General features: G+C 41.0%; 18 protein-coding genes and 1 tRNA gene. 5 read left to right on the plus strand and 14 right to left on the minus strand.

Features of this window, described 5'->3' with window-relative positions; translation table 11 throughout:
* Positions 1 to 12: 12 nt before the first annotated feature.
* The 9 genes from cas3f to efp form a co-directional block, all read right to left on the minus strand.
* On the minus strand, positions 13 to 3,393 hold the full coding sequence (gene cas3f / locus LZZ98_RS14200; protein WP_237788412.1) for a type I-F CRISPR-associated helicase Cas3f: 3,381 nt from the start codon (positions 3,391 to 3,393) through the stop codon (positions 13 to 15).
* A 367-nt stretch (positions 3,394 to 3,760) separates the two neighbouring features.
* Positions 3,761 to 4,708 carry a type I-F CRISPR-associated endonuclease Cas1f gene (cas1f, locus tag LZZ98_RS14205; RefSeq protein ID WP_237788413.1) on the minus strand — a complete coding sequence of 316 codons (948 nt, stop codon included), beginning with the start codon at positions 4,706 to 4,708 and terminating at the stop codon, positions 3,761 to 3,763.
* Between the two features lie 170 nt (positions 4,709 to 4,878).
* Positions 4,879 to 4,955 (minus strand) — tRNA-Val (locus LZZ98_RS14210).
* 31 nt (positions 4,956 to 4,986) lie between these two features.
* Positions 4,987 to 6,996: a transglutaminase family protein gene (locus LZZ98_RS14215; RefSeq protein WP_237788414.1), complete on the minus strand. Its 2,010-nt coding sequence runs from the start codon at positions 6,994 to 6,996 to the stop codon at positions 4,987 to 4,989.
* A gap of 3 nt (positions 6,997 to 6,999) precedes the next feature.
* The gene (locus LZZ98_RS14220; RefSeq protein ID WP_442862721.1) at positions 7,000 to 7,908 is read right to left on the minus strand and encodes a DUF58 domain-containing protein; all 909 of its coding nucleotides are present in this window, start codon (positions 7,906 to 7,908) and stop codon (positions 7,000 to 7,002) included.
* Between the two features lie 21 nt (positions 7,909 to 7,929).
* Complete coding sequence (locus LZZ98_RS14225; protein WP_237788442.1) at positions 7,930 to 8,835, minus strand: AAA family ATPase; 906 nt, start codon at positions 8,833 to 8,835, stop codon at positions 7,930 to 7,932.
* Positions 8,836 to 8,988: 153 nt separating this feature from the next.
* Positions 8,989 to 9,291 carry a YbdD/YjiX family protein gene (locus LZZ98_RS14230; protein WP_143223877.1) on the minus strand — a complete coding sequence of 101 codons (303 nt, stop codon included), beginning with the start codon at positions 9,289 to 9,291 and terminating at the stop codon, positions 8,989 to 8,991.
* Positions 9,288 to 11,393, minus strand: a complete 2,106-nt coding sequence (locus LZZ98_RS14235; RefSeq protein ID WP_237788415.1) for a carbon starvation CstA family protein — start codon at positions 11,391 to 11,393, stop codon at positions 9,288 to 9,290. The genes LZZ98_RS14230 and LZZ98_RS14235 overlap by 4 nt, the downstream gene beginning before the upstream one ends.
* 173 nt (positions 11,394 to 11,566) lie before the next feature.
* On the minus strand, positions 11,567 to 12,136 hold the full coding sequence (efp, locus tag LZZ98_RS14240) for an elongation factor P (RefSeq protein WP_086175500.1): 570 nt from the start codon (positions 12,134 to 12,136) through the stop codon (positions 11,567 to 11,569).
* A gap of 70 nt (positions 12,137 to 12,206) precedes the next feature.
* Here efp and epmB point away from each other — a divergent pair, with 70 nt between their 5' ends.
* From epmB to LZZ98_RS14255, 3 genes are read left to right on the plus strand one after another with little or no spacing between them, the layout of a single operon-like run.
* Complete coding sequence (epmB, locus tag LZZ98_RS14245; protein WP_237788416.1) at positions 12,207 to 13,223, plus strand: EF-P beta-lysylation protein EpmB; 1,017 nt, start codon at positions 12,207 to 12,209, stop codon at positions 13,221 to 13,223.
* A 13-nt stretch (positions 13,224 to 13,236) separates the two neighbouring features.
* Positions 13,237 to 14,982 (plus strand): GTPase, encoded by a 1,746-nt coding sequence (locus LZZ98_RS14250; RefSeq protein WP_237788417.1) that lies wholly within the window; start codon positions 13,237 to 13,239, stop codon positions 14,980 to 14,982.
* Positions 14,964 to 17,078 carry an EAL domain-containing protein gene (locus tag LZZ98_RS14255; protein ID WP_237788418.1) on the plus strand — a complete coding sequence of 705 codons (2,115 nt, stop codon included), beginning with the start codon at positions 14,964 to 14,966 and terminating at the stop codon, positions 17,076 to 17,078. Before LZZ98_RS14250 ends, LZZ98_RS14255 begins: the two co-directional genes overlap by 19 nt.
* Before the next feature lie 87 nt (positions 17,079 to 17,165).
* Here LZZ98_RS14255 and rpmE read toward each other — a convergent pair whose 3' ends face one another.
* From rpmE to LZZ98_RS14275, 4 genes are all read right to left on the minus strand, one after another.
* A complete protein-coding gene (rpmE, locus tag LZZ98_RS14260; protein WP_001200845.1) occupies positions 17,166 to 17,390 on the minus strand; it encodes a 50S ribosomal protein L31 in 225 nt (74 codons plus the stop codon).
* A 203-nt stretch (positions 17,391 to 17,593) separates the two neighbouring features.
* Entirely contained in the window at positions 17,594 to 18,592 is a 999-nt protein-coding gene (locus tag LZZ98_RS14265) for a bile acid:sodium symporter family protein (protein ID WP_237788419.1), read from the minus strand.
* 226 nt (positions 18,593 to 18,818) lie between these two features.
* A complete protein-coding gene (gloA, locus tag LZZ98_RS14270; protein WP_237788420.1) occupies positions 18,819 to 19,220 on the minus strand; it encodes a lactoylglutathione lyase in 402 nt (133 codons plus the stop codon).
* 293 nt (positions 19,221 to 19,513) lie between these two features.
* Positions 19,514 to 21,676, minus strand: coding sequence for an AmpG family muropeptide MFS transporter (locus LZZ98_RS14275; RefSeq protein ID WP_237788421.1), 2,163 nt, complete (start codon positions 21,674 to 21,676; stop codon positions 19,514 to 19,516).
* A 184-nt stretch (positions 21,677 to 21,860) separates the two neighbouring features.
* Here LZZ98_RS14275 and LZZ98_RS14280 point away from each other — a divergent pair, with 184 nt between their 5' ends.
* Positions 21,861 to 24,512 carry a Lon protease family protein gene (locus LZZ98_RS14280; protein ID WP_237788422.1) on the plus strand — a complete coding sequence of 884 codons (2,652 nt, stop codon included), beginning with the start codon at positions 21,861 to 21,863 and terminating at the stop codon, positions 24,510 to 24,512.
* Between the two features lie 68 nt (positions 24,513 to 24,580).
* On the opposite strand, the gene grxD is transcribed toward LZZ98_RS14280, so the two are convergent.
* Positions 24,581 to 24,922 carry a Grx4 family monothiol glutaredoxin gene (grxD, locus tag LZZ98_RS14285; RefSeq protein ID WP_086175639.1) on the minus strand — a complete coding sequence of 114 codons (342 nt, stop codon included), beginning with the start codon at positions 24,920 to 24,922 and terminating at the stop codon, positions 24,581 to 24,583.
* A 163-nt stretch (positions 24,923 to 25,085) separates the two neighbouring features.
* On the opposite strand from grxD, the gene LZZ98_RS14290 reads away from it, so the two are divergent.
* Positions 25,086 to 26,297 (plus strand): aspartate aminotransferase family protein, encoded by a 1,212-nt coding sequence (locus LZZ98_RS14290; protein ID WP_237788423.1) that lies wholly within the window; start codon positions 25,086 to 25,088, stop codon positions 26,295 to 26,297.
* The last annotated feature ends 53 nt before the right edge of the window (positions 26,298 to 26,350 follow it).

Genomic DNA, 26,350 nt, shown 5'->3' on the forward strand with positions numbered 1-26,350 from the left:
CTCCCCCTCCCTTTATTTCGAATATTGAACCACTAGACCAAATTGGTCTGAATACATCAGCGTTTTATCTTCATCATGTTGTGGCAACATGATTTCCCCATAACGTCTTGATAATTTTTCTATTTCATCGTCAATATGCTGATTTTCAGAAACTTTATCAACAGCAAGACGACACAAAATGTCGTAATAATTTCGATTTAACCATAACCGTTGCTGCTGCAATTCCGTCAACTCATGATGGTGAATTTTGTAAAAACCATTCCGGTCAATATACTCACCAAAATCATTCCTTTCAGACAGCACAAGCTTACGATCTTTCCACACTGCAAAAAGCTGAATATTTGGAGAACTCTGTCTAAACGGTGTGAAACGCTGCGGCAATGCAGTTAAAAACCAATATTGGGTAAGCCAGGCATTCAGCGGCTTTGCCCCAACTTGCTTGTAATTGGTCAAAGCATCGGCCATGACCGCATGCTCTAAATCTGCAAGCTTTTTCTTTGACTGCAAAGGGTTATTTTCTTGGATTCGCGGAATCGCATTAATGCCAGATTTTTCGTCCAACTCCAATAACTCAGAAAGGTTTTTGGTCTCGAGTTTAAAATTTCCTTTGCCGGTATCTTTTTCAAAGCCCGGTTTGTCAAATGCCACTTTGGCGCCGCGCAGGCCTTTTAAGTTATACTGCATCAATCCTATATTCGGCTCAATAATATCCTGTTCCAGTTTTCGATGCCGTAAAACACGTCCTGCCAATTGAACAATTGAACGATAAGATGATGGTTCTATAATGGCCCAATCAAAATCATGGTCTCGTCCAACCTCTTCTACAGGCGTTGCCACTAAAATAAAAATCACATGTTCAGCGTCTGTACCATTCAAATGCTGTCGAATCACTTCATTTGAAAACGCAACCGGTTGCTCATTTTGTTTTTCTTTACGTTTTAAGACTTGATCTAAATGCCGTTCCTGCTCACTACGCAATAGCAATACTTGGCGGCTGTGATATGCCATTGAACGCGGTGCAATAGTTTCCGGCCATTCAGCACTGAGTAAATATTGTGTTAACGCCACACAAGGCGGAATATTGGCAACACGCACGACACCAAAGGATACTTTTTTGTCCGTTTGCACATCAACCATATGATGCTGATGGTGTAATTTTTCAATGTTTTGCCGAATGCGCTCAAAATACTGCTGCTGCAAGCTTTCATCGAGCTGTTTTTGTTCTTTTTGCGCTACTAAATCTGCACATTCAATGATATAGGCTTTATGTTTCACAATTTGTTCAGCTAAGGATTTTGCCCGAACTGCTACAAAAGCCTCATGGCCTTGCTTATAATTTTGAATGATTCGATCAGATTCACTTAAATCAGTTGCTTGAATTTGCGCTTTGAATTCATCGCCCCACATGCCAATCACTTGCGGATTTTTGATTTTTTTGAAAGCGCAATATAACTTCCAGCCTTGCTGATAAACATTAAAAAACCCTTCTGCCAATGCAGGCGGAATGGTCGCAGATGAAATCATTACCTTGCGGCCTAGCATGGCAGTTAAATGTACCAGCCGAGCAATAGCAACTAAATCTTGCCCATCAAAATCATCCACTTCATCAATGACCAAATCTGAAGAAGAAAGTCTTAAACTCGGCAGAATATACTTCCCGCCTCGCTTGGTTTCAGTTGCCGACATGATATGGTCGATGGTACAAGCCAATACAGGTTTATATAAGAAGGCTTTATTTCGCTCGGCTTGATTTGCAGGAAATAAGATATCCATAAAATCCGCTTGAGGCATTTCGCCATAATCAAGCTCATTATCCAAAAGCTGTTCCAAGGACTCCGAACCAATTTCATCATAATGCTCATCAGCTTGTTCATTTTCATTCTGCTGCTCGTTATGCAGTTCCTGTACTGCTTTAGAGCCAATTAACACCACCAACTCATCATTGCTTAAACCGATATCTTTGCGGTACGAATCCCCTGTCTGGAGAGTTAAAGTTCTGAGTCCTAGCGCCAGAACATAACGTAAGGATTGCCCATCTTTAGACAGTGCTTGCATAATTTTGGCATTGGCAATAGTTTTTCCTTTGCCCGTACTTGCCATATTGACAACAAACCAGCCTTGCTCACTTGCATCTACATGTTTTTGTTTAAATTGCTTAATTTCTTTAACTGCACTGTCTTGCCATTCAAAACCTTGCGGACTTTTCTTTTTCAATTTTTGAATGTCATACGCTGGTTCCATGTCATCCGCCAAACGGCTGAGTGATTGAGCCATACGCATGGCATTGTCACTAACACGCACTAAATGCTCATCTAAAAACTGCTTGGGCTGTTTGCTGATGTGATCTGTATTGGCAATTAAACTTAAATCCGTTTTCCACGTTTTATCCGCATCACAAGATGAATAATAATGATCCCCCATCATTAAACATAGACGTGCATGATGCAGCACTACACGCCAACTGCCATCTGCTAAAACTTGTGCAATATTGTCTTTTTCCAGCAATAAGCGTGCCGACCATTTTTTAATTTGCTTGGTCCATTCAGCAGATTGACTTAGTAAACCTTGTTCAAACTGAAAACATTGTAACAGCCGTTGTTGATACTCTTTTTCATCAAATTTATTTTTATAGCCCCAGTCTGCATCAATAAAATAGAATAAGTCTTCAAAATTTTCAACAGGTTCGGTAGAAAAAGACTTCAATTCTACATCATCTTTTAAATTGGGTAAGCGATGATGAGATACTATCAGCCATGCAACTAGCTGTGCCAATGGTGGCAGATCGTCCAATCCTTTAGCTTTATCTAAGTTTTTTGCCAACACTGCTTTGAGCTGATCTTCTTCCCATGTTTTATGCAGCAATAAATTTAACCAAGCATCATCAGATTGAGGATTTTCTGAGGAATGAACCAAAGCATTGAGCAATAAACACGAAATCCATTCATGCCGCAATGGATCACCTTTAAAAGTACTATTTTTAATTCTTAGTTTTTGCTGAAATAAAACCGTGGCTTTGCCCCAATCATGTAATAAAGCCGAGATAGCAACTAAAGCTTTAATTAAAGGCAAATAATGCCAATCATTTTCCCATTTATTTTGATCGAGCTTTTTCTTGGTTGTATTCACCGGCACAATGCCTTCTGAATTAAACTTATTCCGATTCCCCACAATCCATAGCAACTCACTTCTGCGCCGTCCACGTATCCAATGGCAACTCACTGCAGTACTTTTTGTGACCGTTTTCCGTAGCAGCTTTTTCACTGCAATCAAACCGTCTTCGGTGATGACCGTTTGCCAGGTGTTATCTCCTATGCGGTCGGCAAAGGCATCAAGGACTCGGCGTGTTCTTGAAATGGCTTTTTTTTCGCATTGGGAAATGAAGGTTACGATCATATGGAAACATCCTTCAAATAGAAAAACATGAAAGATGTAACTTTAAAGGTTGGACCAAAAGTATTTAATCCAACCTTTACAAAAAGCTGCCTATATGGCAGTGAACAGTACGACATATCAAAGATATATCTATTATTTTCTAAGCTACCTACATGGTAGTTTAAGTACTTTATTATACTCATAACTTATTCAATGTAATGTTTAAATTTAATTGAGGACTAAATGTTAGAGAAACATTAATCATCAAAACAACTGAAATAAAAATCCAAATTTTATACTTAAACATAGAAATATACTCTCCAGTAACGAATATTGAAGAAAATATCATCAATTAAAAAATTAAACAATCCATAATAGATATATCTTTTTAAATTATCATTCCTGCATTTTTCTTCACCTGATCAAACATCCAATCGAGACATTTGTGCTCTACAAATTTCTGTAGCACTTGTTGGCGGAACTCTTGCTCGGTCATCTTTTCTTTCGCACAAATAAAAGCATAAGGCAAAACAACTGCATCTTTAATTAAATCCGCCACATCAAAAACTAAAGCACCACGACGGGTTTTACCATGCATTACTGCAAAACCATGTGGAATCCCTAAAACCCAAAGTGTTGTTGCTGCTAAGCCATAAGCTAAATAATTGCCGTGGTTTAAAAAGTCATTGGCTAAATCCCCCTGCTCAGGATTTCGGCTGAAATCTTTTAAACCCGTACGTGTCGCCGCGATTCTATACAACTGTTTGGTTGTCGCTGCTTCTGTCAGGAGTAAATCACCGACTTTATTCAGATTTGGAATTTTCCGTTCAAAGCCATCTAGCGCATTTTGGACATCTAAATCATCCAAATAAAAACCTTCGGCTTTTAAGTCGCGATCTTTGGCCCACACTTTTTTAATAAATTCGATCCGAGCCAATTGAAACTGTTTGGCAACGTCTAAGCGTTTTGCATCATCAAACCAAAATTGCATCCAGCCTTGCATATATTCGGTTGGGCGATATTCACTTTGCGGGGTCATCCATTCAATTTCACAGCCCATAAATAAAGGCGTACCGCCACCGCCTGTAAATCCGACTAATACTCCTGCACCGGCCAGCATCCGCATCGCCGCTTGGGTAATGGATGTTCCCGTGCCCAGCATAATGACTGTGGTATTAGCGATGGGGATATTCCAATATTGGTTTTCGTTTTTAGCTTCGGTCAGATATAACACCCGACCATCTTTTTGCATGACGCGTGCGTGTTCCAGATAATAGAGATTTGCTCGTTTAGAATGCAAGATCGCTTTTAAATCAGAAGGATTCAGTTGTTCCATTTTTATTAATTTTCGGAAATTATTTTTTTCAGTATAATAAATTCAATAACTTATGCAATTCGACTAAAATACAATTACGACAAACTATGTCGCTCATGTGCAACTCACTCAATATCAAAATTTTAGGCATAAAAAAAGCAGATTCAAAAAGAATCTGCTTATTAAAATCTTGGTAGGTATAAGCAGACTCGAACTGCTGACCTCTACGATGTCAACGTAGCGCTCTAACCAACTGAGCTATACACCTAAGTGCTGTGAATAATATTCATTTTTATTTTTTAAGACAAGTGCTTTCTGTTCTTTTTTAACGTATCTGCACAAGTTTTAAGCATTCCTCTAAATTGTTTTATTTGCTGATGATTTTGCAGGAATGAATATTGTTGTTGCTGATAATGCTGTGCCGTTTGCGCAAATATCTGTTGTTGATCCTGTTCTGTTCGTTCAGCCAAACGAAGCATCCAGCTATAAAAGGTTTCCGCAGGCTGCTTGCGCAAGCTAAGTTCCAATTGTTTGGAAAATTGTTGAATGGCACGCTCATAGGCAGAAACAGACTGATTATTTCGATAAAAAATCCAGATAAAATAAACCACCACCACCAATAGAATGCTCAATAGCATAATGATGCTGCTGGCATAAGCGCTTTTAATACCTAACTTTGACAACCAGCCTTGCTGCTTTTCGGCATCATAACCCACAACCTTGCTTTGCCATTGATAACTCGCATAATCACTCCAGATTCGCATGTTTTTCATCACTGCAAATTGGCGGTATCTCCACTTTTGCTCTTTATTGCCCAAAACACTGCGATCACTTTCAATATAATTTTGCATTCCGCCATCTATCCGCTGCGGTGCAATAATCGCAGTAGGATCAATTCTTTGCCATTTACCATTTAAGAGTACCTCTGTCCATGCATGCGCATCGAGCTGGCGTACTTCCCAACTGGAATGATCCGGTGCAAGCTGGCCACCCTGATAGCCAATCACAACACGTGCAGGAATTCCGACATAACGCATTAACAGGGCAAAACTCGAGGCATAATGCTCGCAAAAACCACGCCGTGATTGAAACAAGAATTCATCGATCCGGTTTTCCCCCAATAATCCGGGATTTAAGGTATAGGCGAAGTCATGACTCTTGTACCACTGCAAAATATTGCTTATATAACGTTCAGGTTGCTGTCCACTCTGCCTAAACATCTCTAATGCAAACTGGCGTGATTGCTCATCTAAGCGCTCTGGTATTTTGGTATTGATTTGTTGCAATAACCTTGTTGTGTACAAGGCCTCTTGTTGCGTATGAGCATTCCCCAGCCACTGCAATGCAATCGGCTGATTCTGCAAAATTTCTCGCACCGGCGTAATACGACCATCCTGTTTTAATTGATAGTTCTGCTGTAATGGTCGTGATTTCTCTAAGCCCATCACCCACCTGACATGAGGATCAGCCGCTAAATAATGATAATCAAAACTGTATTTACTTTTCTGAACATCTTGATTTACGACCAACTGTTCATTCACAAAACTGCTGGTCCAGGTTCTGCCATCATACTGATCTAAAACCATGGCTCGCCAATACAGCTCATTACGGCTTGGCAATTGCTTCATATTGCCAATAATTCGGAATGCCAGACTGGTCGACTGTGACAGCTCAGCAAAATCACCCGGTGACATGCTGTCACTCATTCCGGTGACACTTTTTTGTACCGGAACCGGAATTGCCCAAAGCGGCGGCAAACGCGGGAAAAATACAAACAGCAAGATAAAAAAAGGCAAAGCCAGAATCAGCAATTTTCCCACATGTTTGGCATCACTTTGCCATGCGCTGGACTGATTTTGCAGTTGTTTAAATTCATGAGTCTGCAATCGATACAACCCGATCAGGCAGCTGAGTAAACATAACACCACCATCAGCGCCATCCAAATGGACTGGCTAAACAGGAATGAACTGGCACTGACAAACATGGCAAAATTAAACAGGATAATCACATCGCGTTTATTCTTGCTTTCTAAGGCCTTGGCAAATAAGAAAATCGATAAAATGGCAACGCCAGCATCTATGCCAATAAAAGTTTGATAGTTAAAGTAAATTGCAGCCAAGGCAAAGAAAGTCAGCACAAAAGTCCAAATTCTGGATAAGGCCTTGGACTGATCTTTTAAACTATAAAATAAACACAGGATCATCAGGACCAAAATCAGGCTCAACACCGGAGGGTTAAAAAGAACCTGTGTCATCAGTATCAAGGACAGGGTCATCAGCATCGAGGTTCTGATCTGTGCATGAATCATGATTTAAGCCTGCGCCAAAAGTTTTTTGGCCTGTAATAACTGACTTTCACCGAGGCCTACAGCCAATTCAGCCTGTGGTAAAAAGACTGCATATGCACACTGTATTTGCTCGCATTGTTCAATTAAGCCCATCATGAGACTTAATTTTTCTTCATGTTGGCTACTTGGCATATTGCTATAATGAATTTCGATATTCAGCTGCTCATTGTGCTGTTCAAATACCTTGATATATAAACCCTGCCCACGTGCTGCCTGCTTCCATGACACAGCTTGCAAGCTATCTCCAGCCTTGAAATTTCGCAGTTCACGAAATTCGTCCATATCCGGTTCAAAATTTTGCTGATGCTGCTTATTTTCCGCATTGTACAAGGCCGCTTTGGGTGCCACCCATGAATATTCTTTTAAATAAAAATAGGTCCAGGCACGTACCAGTCCAAAGGGATAAACCGAATATACCTGCAGGGTTGGATAATCAAATTGCCCTCTTTTTTCAGTAAAAAAAGACAAGGTCATATTTTGCTTCAATTCTGAAATGAAGATTTTTTCCAGGTGCTGACTGGTTTTAACCCACAAATAACGCGGCTGCTTTTGTGCTTGCTGAAAATGTAATTGCAAATCCAGTTGCTGTCCTGCCTGCCCCACTTCATTAACAGAAACTTCAACCTTGAGCCCATGCAACTGCTTGAAGGTTAAATAAAAGCTGATACATAAAATGGCACTGACCAGAAAGCAAAAACCCAAAATCAGATTATTGGCATAATTTATCCCGGCAATAAAGGTCAGCAAGATCAACACCAAATACAGATAGCCCTGCTGATAGATAAAAATCAGAATATCTTTTTGCGAGAGCTGTTTGATTTTTTTAAACTGAAAGCGTTTCGCTAACCATTTTTGCCACGGCTGGATCAAAATTTTAGTCAAGTAAATCATCCTTTAGCTGACATTGACTTGCTGCATCAGCTGCAAGGTTTCTGCTTCGCTTAGGCCAATACGATGCGACACCACAGCAGCAAACACCACCTGTACGTCATCTGGCGTTACATAACTACGCTGTTCGATAAAGGCATGCGCTTGCGCTGCTTTTTTCAATGCCAGTAATCCACGGGTGGATAAACCATGCGGGCTTTTTCGGGTTTCAGTCGCCAGATCCAGCAAATATTCCAGCACCACATCGGCAATGTAAATCTGCGTCACCAGCTGTTGAATGGCTAAAATTTCATGTTCATTAAAGACGTGTTGCAATGTGGCAATCAAGGCATAACGGGAATCTTGCTGTAATAACAGTTTTTCTGCTGAACGCGATGGATAGCCCAGTGACAATCGCATCAAAAAACGGTCAAGCTGGGATTCGGGCAAACTATAAGTACCACTCTGGAACAACGGATTTTGTGTAGCAATCACCCAAAAAGGCTGCGGCAAGTCATAGCGTACCCCATCGACCGTCACCAGCCCTTCTTCCATCGCTTCCAGCAAAGCACTTTGAGTTTTGGGACTGCAGCGGTTAATTTCATCGGCCAGCAAGATTTGGGTAAAAATGGGTCCGCGCTTAAACTCAAACTGATGTTCTTTTTGATTAAACATATTCACCCCAATCACATCACTGGCCAGCATGTCATTGGTAAACTGAATACGCTGAAACTTCAATCCGGCAATATGCGACAAGGCACTGGATAATGTGGTTTTACCCAGTCCGGGCAAATCTTCAAACAGCACATGTCCACCGGCCAGCAAACAGCTTAAAGCCAGTTTGGTTTGCTGTTGTTTATCCAGAATAATGCTATTGATTTGAGCCTGAAATGCCTGAATTTTTGCAGCATAAGATTCCACCTGAAAATTCAGCTCTTGCTGCGCTGGCGTGAGTTCTTGTTTTTGAACTTTATTCGTACCCCAAATCACACTCTTTCCTCAATAAAAAACGGTGCATGTTTAACATACACCGTTTTGTAGTTTTTCCAAACAAATCAAAAGATTTCTGACAAATGATTCATCACGTTAGCAAGGACATTTTTTCATTCCGCCCGCTGCACTTGGATAACGTACATCCACGCAGTGACGGTAAAATGTTTTGGCATCCATTGCGACCAAGTCCGGATGATTCTTTTGCATATGCTCCAGATAAGTCTGATAATCCGGCACACCCACCATCAGGCGAAAGCTTTGCTGTAGACGTTGCCAAATGATCTGAATGGTTTTAATCCCATTCAGCATCAAAAACTTTTTCGGCTGCGCCAGCACAGTGAATTTAATGATTTTACCCACGGCTAGCTTCTGGCGAATTTGATCTTTTAAACTCATTTCACCTCTCCTGCCACTTCATTTGGGCTAATCTCATCACTGTAAATAGCTTCTGACTCATGCACACTTGGATTAGGATCTGCCAATGCACGACGAATCACACCAATGGCAGCAAACACCATCACAATCGCCACAATCATAAAGAAACCGCAAAGTACAGCATTGATTTGATTCGAGAATACAATCGTTTGCATTTCAGCGATGTCTTTGGCTGGTTTTAAAATTTCATTACGCGCAATTGCATCAGAGAATCGGTTGGCTTGTGCCAGGAAACCAATTTTTGGATTTTCATGGAAGATTTTTTGCCAACCTGCTGTCATACAGGTAATAAATAAGAATATGGTTGGAAAAATAGTGATCCAAACATATTTCTCTTTCTTCATTTTGAACAAGATGACAGTACCCAAAATCAGGGCCATTGCAGCAAGCATTTGGTTACCAATACCAAATAAAGGCCATAGGCTATTGATACCGCCAAGTGGGTCAATCACACCTTGATAAACAAAGAACCCCCAACCTGCAACAGCTACGGCGGTTCCAAACAGATTACCAAAGAAATTGTGCGATTGTTTCAACGCAGGGATCACAATACCCACCGTATCCTGAACCATGAAACGGCAAGCACGAGTACCGGCATCTACGGCAGTTAAAATGAATAAGGCTTCAAACAGAATCGCGAAGTGATACCAGAACGCCATCATGGAACGGTTATTGAAAATTTCCGTAATAATGTGCGCCATACCAATCGCAAATGTTGGCGCACCACCGGTACGCGAAAGAATCGAGCTTTCACCTACTTCCTGAGCAAGTAAAGTCAATGCTTCAGGGGTCACCACAAAGCCCAAAGTACGCACCGCTTCAGCAGCACTTTCAACCGTGGTGCCTAATACGGCAGCAGGTGCATTAATTGCGAAATAGACTCCCGGCTCAAGAATGGTGGCACAAATCATCGCCATGACAGCAACGAAAGATTCCATCAACATACCGCCGTAACCAATGACACGAATATCGACTTCATTTTCAATGAGTTTTGGTGTCGTTCCCGAAGAAACCAAGGCATGGAAGCCTGAAATAGCACCGCAGGCAATGGTAATGAACAAGAATGGGAACATTGAGCCTGCAAATACAGGACCCGTACCATCAATGAAATGCGTTACCGCAGGCATTTTCATTTCAGGTAATGCCACCATGATCCCGACTGCAAGACCGGCAATCACACCAATCTTCAAGAAAGTAGAAAGATAGTCGCGTGGCGCAAGCAGCAACCAAACCGGCAAGACTGAAGCAACGAAACCGTAAGTGATTAAACACCAAGTCAGTTGCGTACCAGACAGTGTAAAGATCGGTCCCCAGTAAGGATCAGCCGCAACATTACCGCCATAGACAATCGCCATCATCATCAGCACAAAACCGATAATTGAAACTTCGGCAATTTTACCTGGACGGATATAACGCATATATACGCCCATAAATAATGCAATTGGAATGGTTGCTGAAATACTGAACACTCCCCATGGACTATTGGTTAAGGCTTTTACCACCACCAATGCCAATACCGCCAGAATGATCACCATAACACCAAGCGCACCCAGCATCACGATCACACCAGCAAAGGAACCTAGCTCCTGCTTTGCCATTTCACCCAGTGATCGTCCATCACGGCGGGTCGAAATAAACAATACCAAAAAGTCTTGTACAGCACCTGCAAGAACCACACCCACCAACAACCAGATGGTGCCAGGCAGATAACCCATTTGCGCGGCAAGAATTGGCCCCACTAAAGGCCCAGCACCTGCAATGGCTGCAAAGTGGTGACCAAACAGGACATATTTATTAGTGGGAACATAATCCAGACCATCGGCTAAACGATGCGCTGGAGTTAATCGTCGTGCATTGAGTTCAAAAACTTTATTGGCAATAAATAAACTGTAGAAGCGATAAGCAATGCTATATACACAGATGGCAGCCAGAACGAGCCAGACTGCATTAACATGTTCTCCTCTGCTGATTGCGAGTATCCCGAATGATACCGCGCCTAAAATCGCGACTAGAAGCCACACTATTTTTGAAGTTAGGGTTAACTTCGGTTGAATTGTTTCCATGTAAAGCCCTCATATCTAATGCATAAATCAGCGTTCATTTTTATTGTTCGGTATAATTGCTGTTTCTTGCTTTGCGACTGTACTCCTCATACTTTGCTTTTCATGTAATACTTTGGCATAAAAAAAGGGATGATTTTCATCATCCCTTTCGATAATAGTCTATTTTAAAACCATTATGCACGTTCTAAATAGTCACCAGTACGAGTGTCTACACGAACGCTTTCTTCTTGCTGCACGAATAATGGTACACGAACAACTGCACCAGTTTCGAGTTTAGCTGGTTTACCGCCGCCGCCAGAAGTATCACCACGTACGCCTGGATCAGTTTCAACGATTTTCAATACCACGAAGTTTGGCGCACTTACTGACAATGGCACGCCATTGAACAACATAATTGTGCAAAGTTCGTTAGAATCGTCTTTTAACCATTTTGCAGCATCACCCATTGCAGTTTTGTCTGCAGTGATCTGTTCAAAAGTTTCAGGATCCATGAAGTTCCACATTTCACCATCGTTATACAAGTAGTTCATTTCTACTTCTACGATGTCGGCACCTTCAAGTGTTTCATTCGATTTGAATGTCTTTTCTAAAACTTTACCCGTTTTAAGGTTACGAAGTTTTACACGGTTGAATGCTTGACCCTTACCAGGTTTTACGTATTCATTTTCCATGATTGAACATGGGTTGCCGTCAAGCATTACTTTAAGACCTTGCTTAAAGTCATTTGTAGAATAATTGGCCATGAAAGGCTCACTCCAAACTTACTAACTTAAATCTATTAATGCTAGACTAGCATTATTTTTAACACGTGGCATGATAAACTATTTGTATCAAGAGCAAAACTGGCAATCTCAACTGAGTGACCTAATTACAGATCCTTTAGAGTTGCTTGATGCGCTTCAACTCTCGCCTGATCAATTATTATCAGGGGCTATCCTGGCTTCTGAACAGTTTAAATTACGTGTTCCGCGTGCATTCGTCGGAAAAATGAGCATTAGCAACCCGCTTGATCCCCTGCTATTACAAGTATTACCCCATCATCTGGAACTTGAAGATCATCCTGGTTTTATAACTGATCCTTTAGGGGAAGAACAGGCCAATCAACAACCTGGTGTATTACATAAATACAAATCGCGCTTTTTACTCACTTTGACTGGTGCTTGCGCCGTTCACTGTCGCTATTGTTTCCGCCGTCATTTTCCCTATCAAGAAAACCTGCCTAAAAACGAAGACTGGTTAAATATTAAGCAATATATTCAAAAACAACCAGATATAAACGAAGTGATTTTGAGCGGTGGTGATCCACTTACTTTGTCTAACCGGAAACTTGCCCTGTGGATTGAACGTCTTGAGTCCATGCCGCAAATTAAATTTTTGAGAATTCATTCACGGGTTCCTATCGTAATCCCCAACCGTGTCGATGAAGAGCTAATTTCCCTATTAAAAAACAGTAGGCTGCGCATTATTCTAGTGGTACACTCAAATCATGCTGCTGAGCTTGATGATTTTACTTGTGCCAAACTGTCCATATTGGTTCAACATCAAATTACCGTGCTCAATCAAGCGGTTTTATTAAATGGGGTTAATAATTCTGCGCAGGTTTTAGTGGATTTAAGTTACCGTCTGTTTGAGGCGGGTGTGATGCCATACTATTTACATGTATTAGATAAAGTAAAAGGTGCCCATCATTTTGACTTAAGTCCTGAAGAAATTAATCGTATATATGAAGAGGTTTTAGAGAACCTGCCAGGATATTTGGTTCCTAAACTCGTTAGGGAAATCGCGGGCGAAAAAAATAAAACACCGCTTTTTGGAGTTTCAACTTTTTGAGTTAATAATAACGATGCTTATGAGTAATTCAGATATCTTCCAAACACCAACAGATTTAAAGTTGGAAAAATTAAGCTTCTGCCCAACCAATACCAAGGGGTTGCAAGACTGGGTATCCAATTTATCCATTCTTCAATTGGGGAATTCCTCCAAAGAACTTTTCAATGCATTACTGGAAATATCAGAACTTAAATGTCCTGAAATGTTGCGTTTTGACTTGATTCAAATCCTACATCCTACCATTGATAATGTTTTAGGCAGTCTGGAAAAGCATTTTTTCAATCAGGGACTCATTACCAACGATCGTAGTGACCAGATCATTGAACTTGCGATCCTGCTACGCAGTCATTTTGCCAAAATTTATATCGATATTTCAAAACGCTGCAACACACAGCTTAGCATCCAAAAGTTTTCTATCTTTGCATTCAATCAAAAGAAAAGTTTGCAAACCGCAAGAATCGTTTCTACGTATTATGCCTTGCAGCAACTCTCTTTATTGCTCTATCAACAACACCTGTTATACAGCACGCCTTTATTTGGACAATGGTTAATTGCACATCAGCTGATTGAATGTGCAATGAAAAATAATTTTTATCAAACCAATATTAACCAGATACTGGATACGCAACATCCTTTACAGACCATTACTCAGGCTTATTCACAACTGGTATTGCTGGAAATTCTAAATACCCATCAAATCCGGCCTTCGGAAATGCAGGGCTTGTATTTATGCAGTTTTGACTGGGCAAAACTGGTGCATGTGTTACCTAAAGAAACCACGCTTTCTCGTTATATTGTCGATACCAATAAAGACTACCCACCGGTTTTTAATACCAATCAATCCAGTCTTTATAAACCGACCATCTATATTTCAACACAAAATTTATTAGATCACCTCTCTGAAACTCAAACCAAAAAGTCAGGTTATCTATCGCGTAATGAAAAGCTGTTCTTAACGCCGGCACTACATTTCCATATTCATAACCTGCTTACGACCAATACTGAGCGTCGTCATGAACGTTATGAATATTCTGCACAGCTGCAAATCTGTTTTAGTCTTTCAGTGGCACATTTCTACCTGTCTAAAGGTAAAAACTTTCATGAAACTCTGGATCTAGATACAAATTATCAGTTCCACAATGAAAGCAGCTTTATCAATTCGATGAATTCGAATATTCCTGCTGAAATCAGCACAGCTAAAACCTTAGACCGCGAAGCCAAACAAATTTATCCCGCAGAAGTTCTGGACATCAGTGTGAATGGTTACAGAATTAAATGGAATGGCGCTGCGCCTGCGAATTTAAAAACTGGCGAATTTATTTTAATTCAGGAAAACACCCATAGTCCGTGGCGTGGTGGTGTAGTCCGCTGGATCAAGCAGTCAACTGCCAAGAGCCTGGAACTGGGACTAGAAGTACTGGCACAAGATTTATTCCCTTGTGCTGTTATGGTCAAAACAGATCGTCATAGCAATAATTACCAACCAGCCCTGATTGTTCAGTCCACCCAACTTGATGATGTATCAACCAGCCTGGTGGTGTCTGGTTCACACATGTTTAGAGAAAAACAAACGATTCATCTACGTTTAGGACAAGAAGAAATAAAAATTTATTTAACTAAAGCTCAAATCATTACACAAAGTTTTATTCGTTTTGAATTCGAGTTGCTGAATGAGCAACAAGAAATTCTGATCAAAAACTTTATTAATAAGCAAACGAATGAAATTAAGAATCACGATTTATGGGAAGCATTGAAGTGAGAAATCCATTATTGTCTAAAAAGTTAAAACGTACTGAAACACGTTTACTCATTATCGATGATAATCAAATACGTTTTAATCAAATCCGTGATCTTTTAACATCGAGTGAACATGTGGTACATGCAACTTTGCTTGATGATTTACAAAATTTCGAAAAACAATTACACCATACCTGGGATCTGGTTATTTTTGGCCGTGCTTACGACTTAAAATATGAACAGGCTTTGAGCCTGATTCGCTTATCAAATCAACCCAACTTGCCTATGATCCTGCTCAAACCTGAGGATTATCAGGCCGATCAATACGCAGGTTATATTCGTAAAGGGGTCTATGACATTCTTAATCTGGATTATCCAGATCGTTTTTACCTTGGTCTTTTACGTGCACTTTCATTAAGTCGTTTAGTCCTAACTCAACAACATCTCATGGAAGAGCTAGAAACGGCTCAAACCCATGCTCAGTCTTTGGTACAAGAAAGCAACAAGGCCATTGCACTGATTCAGGAAGGTATTCATGTTCAGGCAAACCTCGAATATTTAGCACTTTTTGGCCTCAAAAATGAAGATGAAATTGTGGGCCTCCCCTTACTGGATCTGCTTCAGCCTAAAGATTTAAATGACTTTAAACTGCGCTTTAAAAAAATTTCCCAAGGTCAGTTTGATTTAGGGCGTTTTGAGATCAATAGCCTGAATAATCAGGTATCTATTCCAAATCCGCTGAAAATTGAGTTTTTACCCTCTACAGATGAAGAAGATGCTTTACAAATTACCATTGATACTGAATCTTCACCATCAGCTCAGACCACATCAGTAACAGCCGATGCTCAAAAGCCTAATACTTATCAGTTGATTAATCGCACAATTAATCAACAACCTTCTGACATTAATGCACTGGTTCTGTTCTCTTTGAGCTCCTGCCCTGACAGCATTTTTGAAGGTGAATGGGATACTTTTAAAAATTATTTCAGCACGGTTAAAGAATTTTTAAAAGAACAAACCCATGTGCCTTTATTTGAAATGAGTTCAGGGATTTATGTGGGTTTATTCCAAGCCGAGTCCAAAGCCAAACTTGAATCCAAACTTATAGGTTTAAGCTCGCTAAAAAAACCGCAATTATTGTCAATCAGTCAAACCTCTTATCCGCTTAATCTGAGAATTGGTTATACACTGTTAGGTTCTGAAATACGCGATGAAAAACATTTTGGACAATTTATAGCTTCAGCTTATAAAACTGCCTTACCGGAAAATCAACCAACTCCATCACTTGTATTGGATGCACCATTAGACATTCCAAGCATTGAACTTCAGCACCCAGAAATTAAGGCAGCCCCTAGTTCACCTGAAGCAACCCTACTCAGAGCCTTGCAACAAAGTTTGGATCGCGGTGAAATCCACCTTAAATATCAGCAACTTTATGACAAGCAAGACACCAATTTATATACTTATGAAGTGACCAGCGGCTTTATTTATGAAAATACATGGAAAGATTTAGCCAGTTTAAGAGAACTCGCAGAAGATCCTGAATTATCCATTAAACTGGATCGCTGGATATTAGTGGAGTCATGTAAACAACTCCATAATTTCATTACTCAATATCCTGAAGCAAAATTGATCGTGAATTTGAATAAAGCCGTGCTCTTACACGACCGAACCTTCCCTGAATTTATTTCGAAACTCATTACTATTGTTCGCAGTAAATTGAAGCAGCCGTTAATTTTACAATTCTCGGAAGAAGATATTAGCCAAAATATTTCGGATGCCCAAAAGCATATTGCCCAATTGCGCCAATTTGGTGCTGAGGTCTCCCTTCGAGACTTTGGGAATACCATTTATAGTGAGTCGATGTTACGTCAACTTGATGTGAATTGTTTAACTTTACATCAGAATTTGACCAAAATGTTGCAGACAGAAAAAACGATGCAGGAATTACAGGAAAAGTTGAGTTCTTTCCAGGAAATCAAACCTGGCGAAATCATGCTACGTGACCTCAATGACATGACTCTGTTTGCAAATGCATGGAATGTGGATGCACGTTTTATTCAGGGTGATTATTTCCAGAAAAAACTGGATCATTTGATTGATGTACAAGACCAATAGGTCTTGTACAACGTCTGTCATAGCGTCATTGATGAAATGACAGACATAAAAAAACGGGCAAGAAGCCCGTTTTTTTCATTTTGGGTATTAACGTTTGATAGAACGTGACATACCAGCAAAACGTTGTTTGAATTTGTCGATACGGCCGCCAGTGTCCACATTCTTTTGTTTACCAGTATAGAATGGGTGGCATGCTGAACATACGTCTAGGTAAATAGTCTCTTTACCAAGCGCTGAACGAGTTTCGATTACGTTACCACATGAACAAGTAGCAACTAATTTTTCATATTTTGGGTGAATATCGGCGCGCATCGTCGATTACTCCTAAGTTAAGAAAGGCTTATGCTGTCATCGCAATTGATCACTCTCATGATTCATGAGGAATAAGCTTAATCCAGGAAAAAGCTAGACCAACACCACAACAGACCATTCTTTTGGCCCACCGAGACGGATACCGTCAGAGCTAAGCACAACAAGTGGGCGCAATTATACGGGAAAAAATAGCAGATAGCGAATTATTCTTTACACTCTTCTATTTCTTTAAACTCATCTACAGGATGTTTTGACCAGTAGTTGGCAATGACTCCACAGACCATGAGCTGAATTTGATGAAAAATCATAATTGGGAGAACGATCATACCCAAAGGCTGACCAATAAACAGGATTTGTGCCATCGGTACTCCACTGGCCAATGTTTTTTTGGAACTACAAAAGAACATGGCAATTTGATCTTCCCGGTTAAAACCCAGCCATTTTGGAAGATATAAAGCCAATAGCATGATGATAGTCAAGAATACTGAACAGGCTATGGTCAAAATCAGCAACGTCTGCCAGCTCACTTCTTGCCACAATCCTGCCACCACTGCCCCACTAAAAGCAGCATAGACCACCATAAGAATGGTCCCCTGATCAAATGCTTTGACTATTCCCGGCTTTTTCAGCATCAAGGGATAAACATAAGGTCTGAGCATTTGTCCTAAAATAAAAGGAAGCAGCAGCAATAAGGTAATTTGGATAATCGAGGAAGTTGGATCAAAACCATGCTGTGACTGACCTAGAATAAAGAAACTGACCAACACCGGGGTAATAAACATACCGACGATATTGGAAAATGAAGCACTACACACTGCACTGGCGACATTACCTTTTGCTACCGAAGTAAACGCAATGGAAGATTGCACGGTAGAGGGCAAGAAACACATAAACAAAAAGCCCCAGTACAGCTCCTTACCTAATAACGGTAATAAAACAGGTTGAGCCAGCAGCCCCAGTACCGGAAACAATGCAAAAGTAAATGCAAAGACCACCACATGAAATTTCCAGTGCAGCATGCCTTGCACTACAGCTTCTCTAGAAAGCTTTGCACCGTGCAAAAAAAATAGAATTGCAATCGCAATGGTGGTAATAATTCCAAAGACATCGGCAGCGAAACCGGATACCGGAACAATGCTGGCCAAAATTACCATCACTACCAGCAAAATGGTAAAGCGGTCCAATGCCAATAGTTTTAACATTATTACATCCTGTAAATGACAGCCAATAAAAAACCCAATAATTGATTTTACCTTGCGGTAAAGTTTCATCTTACTGGGCTGAATAAATAAAGCCAGTTTTTCAACTCAATGTTGAATATTTTGTTTATCTATATCACTTTATGATTAGACTTCTTTCATAAATTCCTTTTATTTCTCCCTATGGGAGAAAAATAAAGAGGGTGTTAATAATTATGAAAGAAGTCTATTAGTTATTACGCGCATTGGCATCTTGCTGAATCAGCTCGATTTTGTAACCATCCGGATCTTCAACAAAAGCAATAACCGTTACACCGCCTTTCATTGGCCCTGCTTCACGCACCACCTTACCACCACGTGCCTTGATCTCTTCACAGGCTTTATAGGCATCATCGACCGCAATAGCAATATGGCCATAGCCATTGCCCAGCTCATAACTTTCTGTGTCCCAGTTATGCGTCAATTCCAGTACAGTATGGTTTTCTTCATCCCCATAGCCAACAAAAGCCAGAGTGAATCGACCTTCTTCATAATCGCGTTTACGAAGCAAAGTCATACCGAGTACTTCAGTATAGAACTTTAAAGATTGTTCCAGATTGCCTACACGTAACATGGTATGCAGCATGCGCATGATTCATTTTCCTGAGTTTTCAATTTTTACAGATACTATAGGGATTTAGCGTGAAGAATTCAATTTAACAATCTAGCTATTGCTATTACTTATTGTTCTACTTTCCCTCAGTGTTTATACATTTTTTAAATCAATATAAAACTGAAATCACGATTTACCATGATGATAGCTTATTCTCTGCTTAGGCTATTTAATAAGTAATACTGAACGCTTGCCTCGACTTTCGTCCAAAGAAAAAACCCATTTCATCTTCTAAATAAAATGGGTTATTGATACAGTTTTAAAATGTGAGCTTAGTTGGACTGTTGCTGATGTTCACGCAATAACTTCGCGACCCAAACCACCAATATTAAAATTGGAATACCAATCAGTGTGGTCATCAGGAAGAAATTCGGATAACCAATATTGGTCACGATGGTACCTGAATAGCCACCTAAAATCTTCGGCGTTAAAGTCATCAGTGAGCTAAAAATAGCATATTGCACTGCGGTGAAAGATACGCTGGTTAAACTGGACAAAAATGCGATGAAGGCTGCACCCGCCAATCCAGATGCCAGGTTATCGACAATAATGGCAAAATATAACCACAATGAACTATAAGGTTTAATCACCTTGCCGCTAATTTCAACATCATCAGTTGATTGAGCATTGACTGCAGCTAAAGGCTGAACATCGACATCCAGACCTTTGGCTATGCTTGAGTTCATATCGACCGTATAGCGATGCTGTGTACTTAAAATGACTTTATCATTGTCTAGCACTTCTGCCACAAGCTGTTTCGATGCTGAATTTGCCAGGCTTGCTGCTGGAATGGCCGCGCTAAATACCCCAGTTTTGTCCAGATTGGCATCAAATTTCTGTTCATCTAAATGCAAGACAATTTTTTGTGTTTCAGTCAATGGCTGTCCAAAATACTGGCCACGCACTACTAGACTGTTCTCTTGTTCATGTGCATTAATCACATTATCACTGGTCACCGGCAGAATTTGCATCATGCTCGATTTAGCACCCTGCTGTTGCGCATCCTGTTTTAAATAAGGTACAGCGCTGATTACTGGCTGCTGAGCATTATCATCATATTGTACTTGAACCTGTACGGCATTAGCTTGTGCCAAAACCTGATTTGGTACATTTAACTTCCAGTAACCCACTTCATCCGATTGAACCTGATACTTGTGCTGACCGACCATGACTTGAACATCATGCGTAGGCTGACCAGATTTGACCAAACCGATAAAGATCAGGTTGGTTGAGCTAGCCAGAACTGCACCGACAAACATCAGTTTCATAATGTTCATACGCTGTGCCAGCAAACCACCCAAGAAACCACCGACCAGACTAAAAATCACCCCATAAATTTTTACCGCTTCCGCAATCTGCTCTTTGCTAAAGTTTAAATCCTGATAAAACACATTGGAGATGACCCCGGCAATAATATCCGAGATGCGATAAAAACCGATGAGCAATAACAAGACCAAAGCAAGCTTTACGCCATAGCGTTTAAAGAAATCGGCAATTGGATTGATCCAGGTTTCAACAGCCATATGCTTATTGACCGCACCCATTTTCACCAATAATGTGCCTAGCAATACGGCTACCGCAGCAGATCCTATAAAACGTAATGTTTCAAAGCAGAACAATAACAATGAATCGGTAATTTCAAATTGTGCCTTAACAGATTCCGTTAAATTTCCAGAAAAAATATAGCTCACGACAAAGCCAATTACGGCCACAAAAAACACTGCCACCAGGCGATAATAATCGCTACGTTTATAATCTTTATAAGTACGCTCAACCCGCGGTTCACGAATCACTAAAGTAGTCATGATTCCGACCAGCATGACTGCAGCCATAACCAGATAAGTGATTTTCCAGGCGCTATAAATATAGTTTCCCTTGGCGGTTCCCAGTGATGCTGCAAGGAATAGCGCACCTGCACCGGCCACAATCATCCCGATGCGATAACCTGCATTGTAAGTAGAGGCAAGCACGGTTTGCATTTCAGTTTCTGCAAGCTCAATACGGTAGGCATCAATCACAATATCTTGAGTCGCTGCAGAGAAACCCAATAACACCGCTCCCACGGCCATCTGATACAAATACCCCTGACCGAGTGCCGGATTAGAAAAAGCCATAATGCAGATAGCGCTGATAATTAAAACTTGTGCAATCAGCAACCAGGCCCGACGTCGCCCCAGTAGCTTGGTCAAGAATGGTACCGGCAATTCATCAACCAAAGGCGCCCAGACAAATTTGAATGAATAACCCAGGGCTGCCCAGCTAAAAAATGTCACTGCGCTTTTTTCAATGCCCGCTTCACCCAGCCATAACGACAAACTGGAAAAAATCAAAAGAATGGGAATACCGGCCGAAAAACCTAAAAACAGCATGATCAGTGCACGACGATCGAGAAAAGCAGTAAAGGCAGATTTCCACCCTGTAGATTGTGTTGTCATTGCGTTGTTTTTTTCTGCAAAACTGAATGCTGCTATTCAAACGCTTAATAGGTTCAGTTTCAACAATAATTATGAAATCATTATTTTATTTTATCGATAAAAACGAGCTGCCTGCTTGAATTTTTCAACTAAACCTGTATACCTTTAAATCTCTATTGCAATATTTTAGTTTTGGATTTAAACAGTGCCCCAAAAACTCGATCAAATGAATTCCACATTATCTGCAACCATTACAGTAAATCAACCAGCCCCTATACAAAGCAGCTTAATTTCAGCATTCGATCAACCGGAAATTCAAAACACCCTGACCAAAACCCAGCTTCAACCCAAGCAACTGACGCACACGCCTAATCTTGAAAAAATTCCTGCGTCAACACGAAGAATAAAACCGCTCAATGACTTTCTTGGGCAAGACCGCGCACGTGCCTCTGTTGAGGCCGGTATCGCCTTGCCTTACTCAGGCTATAATATTTTTGCAGTAGGTACGGCAGGCTTAGGTAAACGCACCATGATCAAGCGTTTGCTGCAACAGCATGCCAAGACCATGCAAACGCCAAATGACTGGGTGTATGTCAATAATTTCAAGTTTCCCCGTCAGCCAATTGCACTTGAACTTCCTGCGGGACAAGGCCCTAAATTTCAGGCTTTGCTACATCAAACCTGGCAAACCATTTTAAAACAGCTGGAACGACGCTTTACTGCTGAAACCTATCACAACCGTATTGAAATGATTCGCGAGCAAACTGGCGATGAACAACAAACGGCCTTGGTCAAACTGACCAAAGAAGGTGCAGATTTTGATTTAAAACTGATTTCACAAGATGACGAGCACTGCTTCGTACCGGTTCATCTGAAAGACAATGAATATCAGGAAATGTCTAAAGAAGACATTAATGCCCTAAATAGCAAACAGCGCGCAGAAATTGCCTCCAACATTCGCTACATGAATAAAAAACTGGAGCGTTTGGGTCTACATTTAGGTGATTTGGAAGATGATGCACGGGATCAGGTGCAACACTTGAACCGTGACATTGCCAAACAGGTAGTGATGCCGCGCATTGACGTAATTCAGAACAAATATCCCGATGTCGATGGACTAACTGAATATCTGCAATATTATGCTGAAGATATTATCAATAATGTAGAAATTATTCTTGAGCAAGAAGAAGATGACTTTTCTCCAGGAAGCTTCAGCCGTGTGCCCTCACGCTATCAAGCCAATATCATTGTTACCTATAAGCCGAATAGCGGTGCACCAGTCATTTTTGAAGATTTCCCTACCCACTACAACTTATTGGGTCATGTGGAACAGCTTACCCAAAATGGCACCATCACCACTGACTTTACATTGATCCGTCCAGGTTCACTGCATCGGGCGAATGGCGGTTTTCTGATACTCGAAGCTGAACAACTGCTGGAACAGCCTTATGCATGGCAAGGTTTAAAACGTGCATTGAAATCCGGAAAATTAAAGCTGTCCTCGCTGGAACATATGCTGACCTTAACCGGCAGCATCTCTATAGAACCACAGGCGATTCCATTAAATATTAAAGTGATTTTGCTTGCAGAACCTGAAATTTATTATGAAATTTTAGAACTGGAACCTGAACTCGGCAGCGTGTTTAAAATTCGCGCCGATTTCACCGACACATTACAACGTAATGACATTAATGAACAAGCCTATATGCAATTGATTGCGGACTATGTTCAGGCCGATAAACTATTGCCTTTTGACCGTTCTGCGCTGGCTGCATTACTTACCGATTCAAGCCGTCAGGCTGAAGACCAAAGTTCCTTGTCATTACATGCCCTCACTTTGGGTGATCTAATCCGGGAAGCGCATCATCATGCCGCCCAAGCCGGCGATAAATCAGTTTCAGAAAAACATATCAATACTGCACTTGATCATCGCAAATATCGTTTAGGTTATTTACGTGAATTGTACTGGCAAGATTTAACCCGTGGCACACAGTTAATCGAGACCAAAGGTCACCGTTTAGGTCAGATCAATGCCCTGTCGGTAATTCAATATGCCGATGTTGAATTTGGCTTACCTTCACGTTTAACGGCATCGGTGTATCAGGGCGGCGGTGATATTCTGGATATCGAACGTAGTGTCGAATTGGGCGGCTCATTGCATGCCAAAGGCGTATTACTGATGTCGAGCTTCCTGAAAGCTCACTTTGGCCGCGAACAAATGCTGCATTTCTCGGCTGCCCTCGCCTTTGAACAAAGTTATGGCCAAATCGATGGTGACAGTGCAACCGTAGCTGAACTTTCTGCGCTTATTTCTGCGATTAGCCAGTTACCTATTGACCAGTCCTGGGCCATTACCGGCTCCATGAACCAATTGGGTCAGGTTCAACCGATTGGCGGGGTCAATGCCAAAATTGAAGGTTTCTATGATGCCTGCAAGTTACAAGGCTTGACTGGAAAACAAGGGGTGATTATTCCACGCCAAAATATGGAACACCTGATGTTACGCCATGATGTGATTGAAGCGGTAGCCAAAGGTCAGTTCCATATTCATGCCATTGCAACCATTGATCAGGCTCTTGAACTGTTAATGGCACGTCCTGTGGGGACACTGAATAAAAAAGGTCGTTACAGTAAAGGTTCTATCTTTGCGGCAGTCATGGCGCAATTAGAATATTGGCAGGCGCTGGAAGATGGTGCCGAACTTGAAGAAGAACCAAAGAAAAAGAAAAAAAAGAAAAAAGACAAAAAAAAGGCCAAAGCTGAAGCGGTAACTGAGACAACTTCTAATGAAGCTGAAACAGCAACATCCGTTGAAGCTGTAGCGCATAATCAAGACAGCAACCCCGAAGATGCATGACATTTTCTGAGACATAAAAAAAGCGCCCCTTCAAGGCGCTTTTTTTCATACAACATCATCACACTGAATTAAGCTTCAGGCGCTGGGCTGTACTGTTCTACCAAAGGTTTTAACTCACCTTTTTGGAACATATCGAGCATGATATCGCTACCACCGATTAATTCGCCATTGATCCACAATTGTGGAAATGTAGGCCAATTTGCAATTTTCGGTAAAGTTGCACGAATATCTGGATTTTCCAAAATATTGACATAAGCAAATGGACGACCAATTTGACTGAGAGCTTCTACCGCACGTGCAGAGAAACCACATTGTGGAAATTGTGGTGTACCTTTCATGTAAAGTAACACTGCATGTTTAGCAATTTGGTCACGAATTAACGCTTCAGTATCGCGTACTTGTTCAGTCATTGATAAATCCTCAACTAATCTGCCTCGCATTATACCCAAAACTGGAGGAAACAGTATGTCTAAAGCAATAATTCCATTTTTATTTACATTTGGGCTTTTAATCTGCCCTGGATTTTGCTTATATAAACTTTTATTTTTCCCTCCTAACAGATAAGAGTTAGTCATGAATAACATTACCCTTGCTCCTGTGCAAACTGATCAACCATCTCATTTGATGCCGGTATTTGGCCGTCAGCCGATCAGCTTTGTCCGAGGACGAGGTTCTTATCTTTATACTGAAGATGGTACTGAATACCTAGATGCATTAACAGGGATTGCTGTATGTGGTCTGGGTCATTCACACCCAGCGGTGACTGAAGCGATTGCCGAACAGGCAGCGACCCTGATTCATACCAGCAACATTTTTGAAGTGCCTTGGCAAACAGCTGCTGCACAAAAACTGGCTGAAGTTTCCGGCATGGAAGAAATTTTCTTCTCGAATAGTGGTGCAGAATCAAATGAAGGTGCAATTAAAATTGCCCGTAAATTTGGCCATATGCAAGGTATTAAGACCCCAAAAATCATTGTCGCAGATCATTCTTTCCATGGCCGTACCCTGGCGACTCTTTCCGCGACCGGTAACAAAAAAGTTCAGGAAGGTTTTGCACCTTTGGTAGAAGGTTTTATTCGTGTGCCATTTGGCGACATTGAAGCGATTGAAGAAGCTGCCATCAACCACCCAGACATCGTGGCAATTCTGGTTGAACCAATTCAGGGTGAAGGTGGTGTAAATACTGCACCTCAAGGCTTTAGCTATCTTGAAGACATTCGCCAAATCTGTAACCAGCATAACTGGTTGATGATGCTGGACGAAGTTCAAACAGGTAATGGCCGTACCGGTAAATACTTTGCTTACCAGCATACCAATATTGTTCCAGATGTACTCACCACTGCCAAAGGTTTAGGTAATGGCTTCCCGATTGGTGCCGTGATGACCCAAGGTCGTGGCGTGGGCGTACTCACTGCAGGTAACCATGGTTCAACCTATAGCGGTACTGCTTTGGGTTCACGTGTAGTTTACACTGTGATTGATACCATTCAAAAAGAAAATCTGGTTGAAAATTCAGCAAAAATGGGTGCTTATATTGTTGAACAATTCAAACAGCAATTAGCCGATCAAAACGTGACTGTACGTGGTTTTGGTCTGATGATTGGTATTGAATTGCCAAAAGCGTGTGGCGAATTGGTCAATATTGCACGTGATGACTATCATTTGATTATCAATGTGACGGCGGGTTCGGTTGTTCGTTTATTACCACCGCTGAACATTGACCAACCACAGGCCGATCAGTTGATTGAACGTCTGGTTAAAATGATCAAGAATTATTTAGCTTAAGCCTTCAATCTAATCTAAAAAAGCCGCTGATCGCGGCTTTTTTGTGCTTTATT

It is taken from the genome of Acinetobacter sp. SM34 (genome assembly GCF_022012365.1).
In the GTDB taxonomy this organism is placed as follows: domain Bacteria; phylum Pseudomonadota; class Gammaproteobacteria; order Pseudomonadales; family Moraxellaceae; genus Acinetobacter.

Excerpts from the sequence above, each read along its gene's own strand:
- cas3f (WP_237788412.1), bottom strand. The coding sequence starts at position 3,393 with ATGATCGTAACCTTCATTTCCCAATGCGAAAAAAAAGCCATTTCAAGA.
- cas1f (WP_237788413.1), bottom strand. The coding sequence starts at position 4,708 with ATGGAACAACTGAATCCTTCTGATTTAAAAGCGATCTTGCATTCTAAA.
- LZZ98_RS14215 (WP_237788414.1), bottom strand. The coding sequence starts at position 6,996 with ATGATTCATGCACAGATCAGAACCTCGATGCTGATGACCCTGTCCTTG.
- LZZ98_RS14230 (WP_143223877.1), bottom strand. The coding sequence starts at position 9,291 with ATGAGTTTAAAAGATCAAATTCGCCAGAAGCTAGCCGTGGGTAAAATC.
- LZZ98_RS14235 (WP_237788415.1), bottom strand. The coding sequence starts at position 11,393 with ATGGAAACAATTCAACCGAAGTTAACCCTAACTTCAAAAATAGTGTGG.
- efp (WP_086175500.1), bottom strand. The coding sequence starts at position 12,136 with ATGGCCAATTATTCTACAAATGACTTTAAGCAAGGTCTTAAAGTAATG.
- epmB (WP_237788416.1), top strand. The coding sequence starts at position 12,207 with ATGATAAACTATTTGTATCAAGAGCAAAACTGGCAATCTCAACTGAGT.
- LZZ98_RS14250 (WP_237788417.1), top strand. The coding sequence starts at position 13,237 with ATGCTTATGAGTAATTCAGATATCTTCCAAACACCAACAGATTTAAAG.
- LZZ98_RS14255 (WP_237788418.1), top strand. The coding sequence starts at position 14,964 with ATGGGAAGCATTGAAGTGAGAAATCCATTATTGTCTAAAAAGTTAAAA.
- rpmE (WP_001200845.1), bottom strand. The coding sequence starts at position 17,390 with ATGCGCGCCGATATTCACCCAAAATATGAAAAATTAGTTGCTACTTGT.
- LZZ98_RS14265 (WP_237788419.1), bottom strand. The coding sequence starts at position 18,592 with ATGTTAAAACTATTGGCATTGGACCGCTTTACCATTTTGCTGGTAGTG.
- gloA (WP_237788420.1), bottom strand. The coding sequence starts at position 19,220 with ATGCGCATGCTGCATACCATGTTACGTGTAGGCAATCTGGAACAATCT.
- LZZ98_RS14275 (WP_237788421.1), bottom strand. The coding sequence starts at position 21,676 with ATGACAACACAATCTACAGGGTGGAAATCTGCCTTTACTGCTTTTCTC.
- grxD (WP_086175639.1), bottom strand. The coding sequence starts at position 24,922 with ATGACTGAACAAGTACGCGATACTGAAGCGTTAATTCGTGACCAAATT.
- LZZ98_RS14290 (WP_237788423.1), top strand. The coding sequence starts at position 25,086 with ATGAATAACATTACCCTTGCTCCTGTGCAAACTGATCAACCATCTCAT.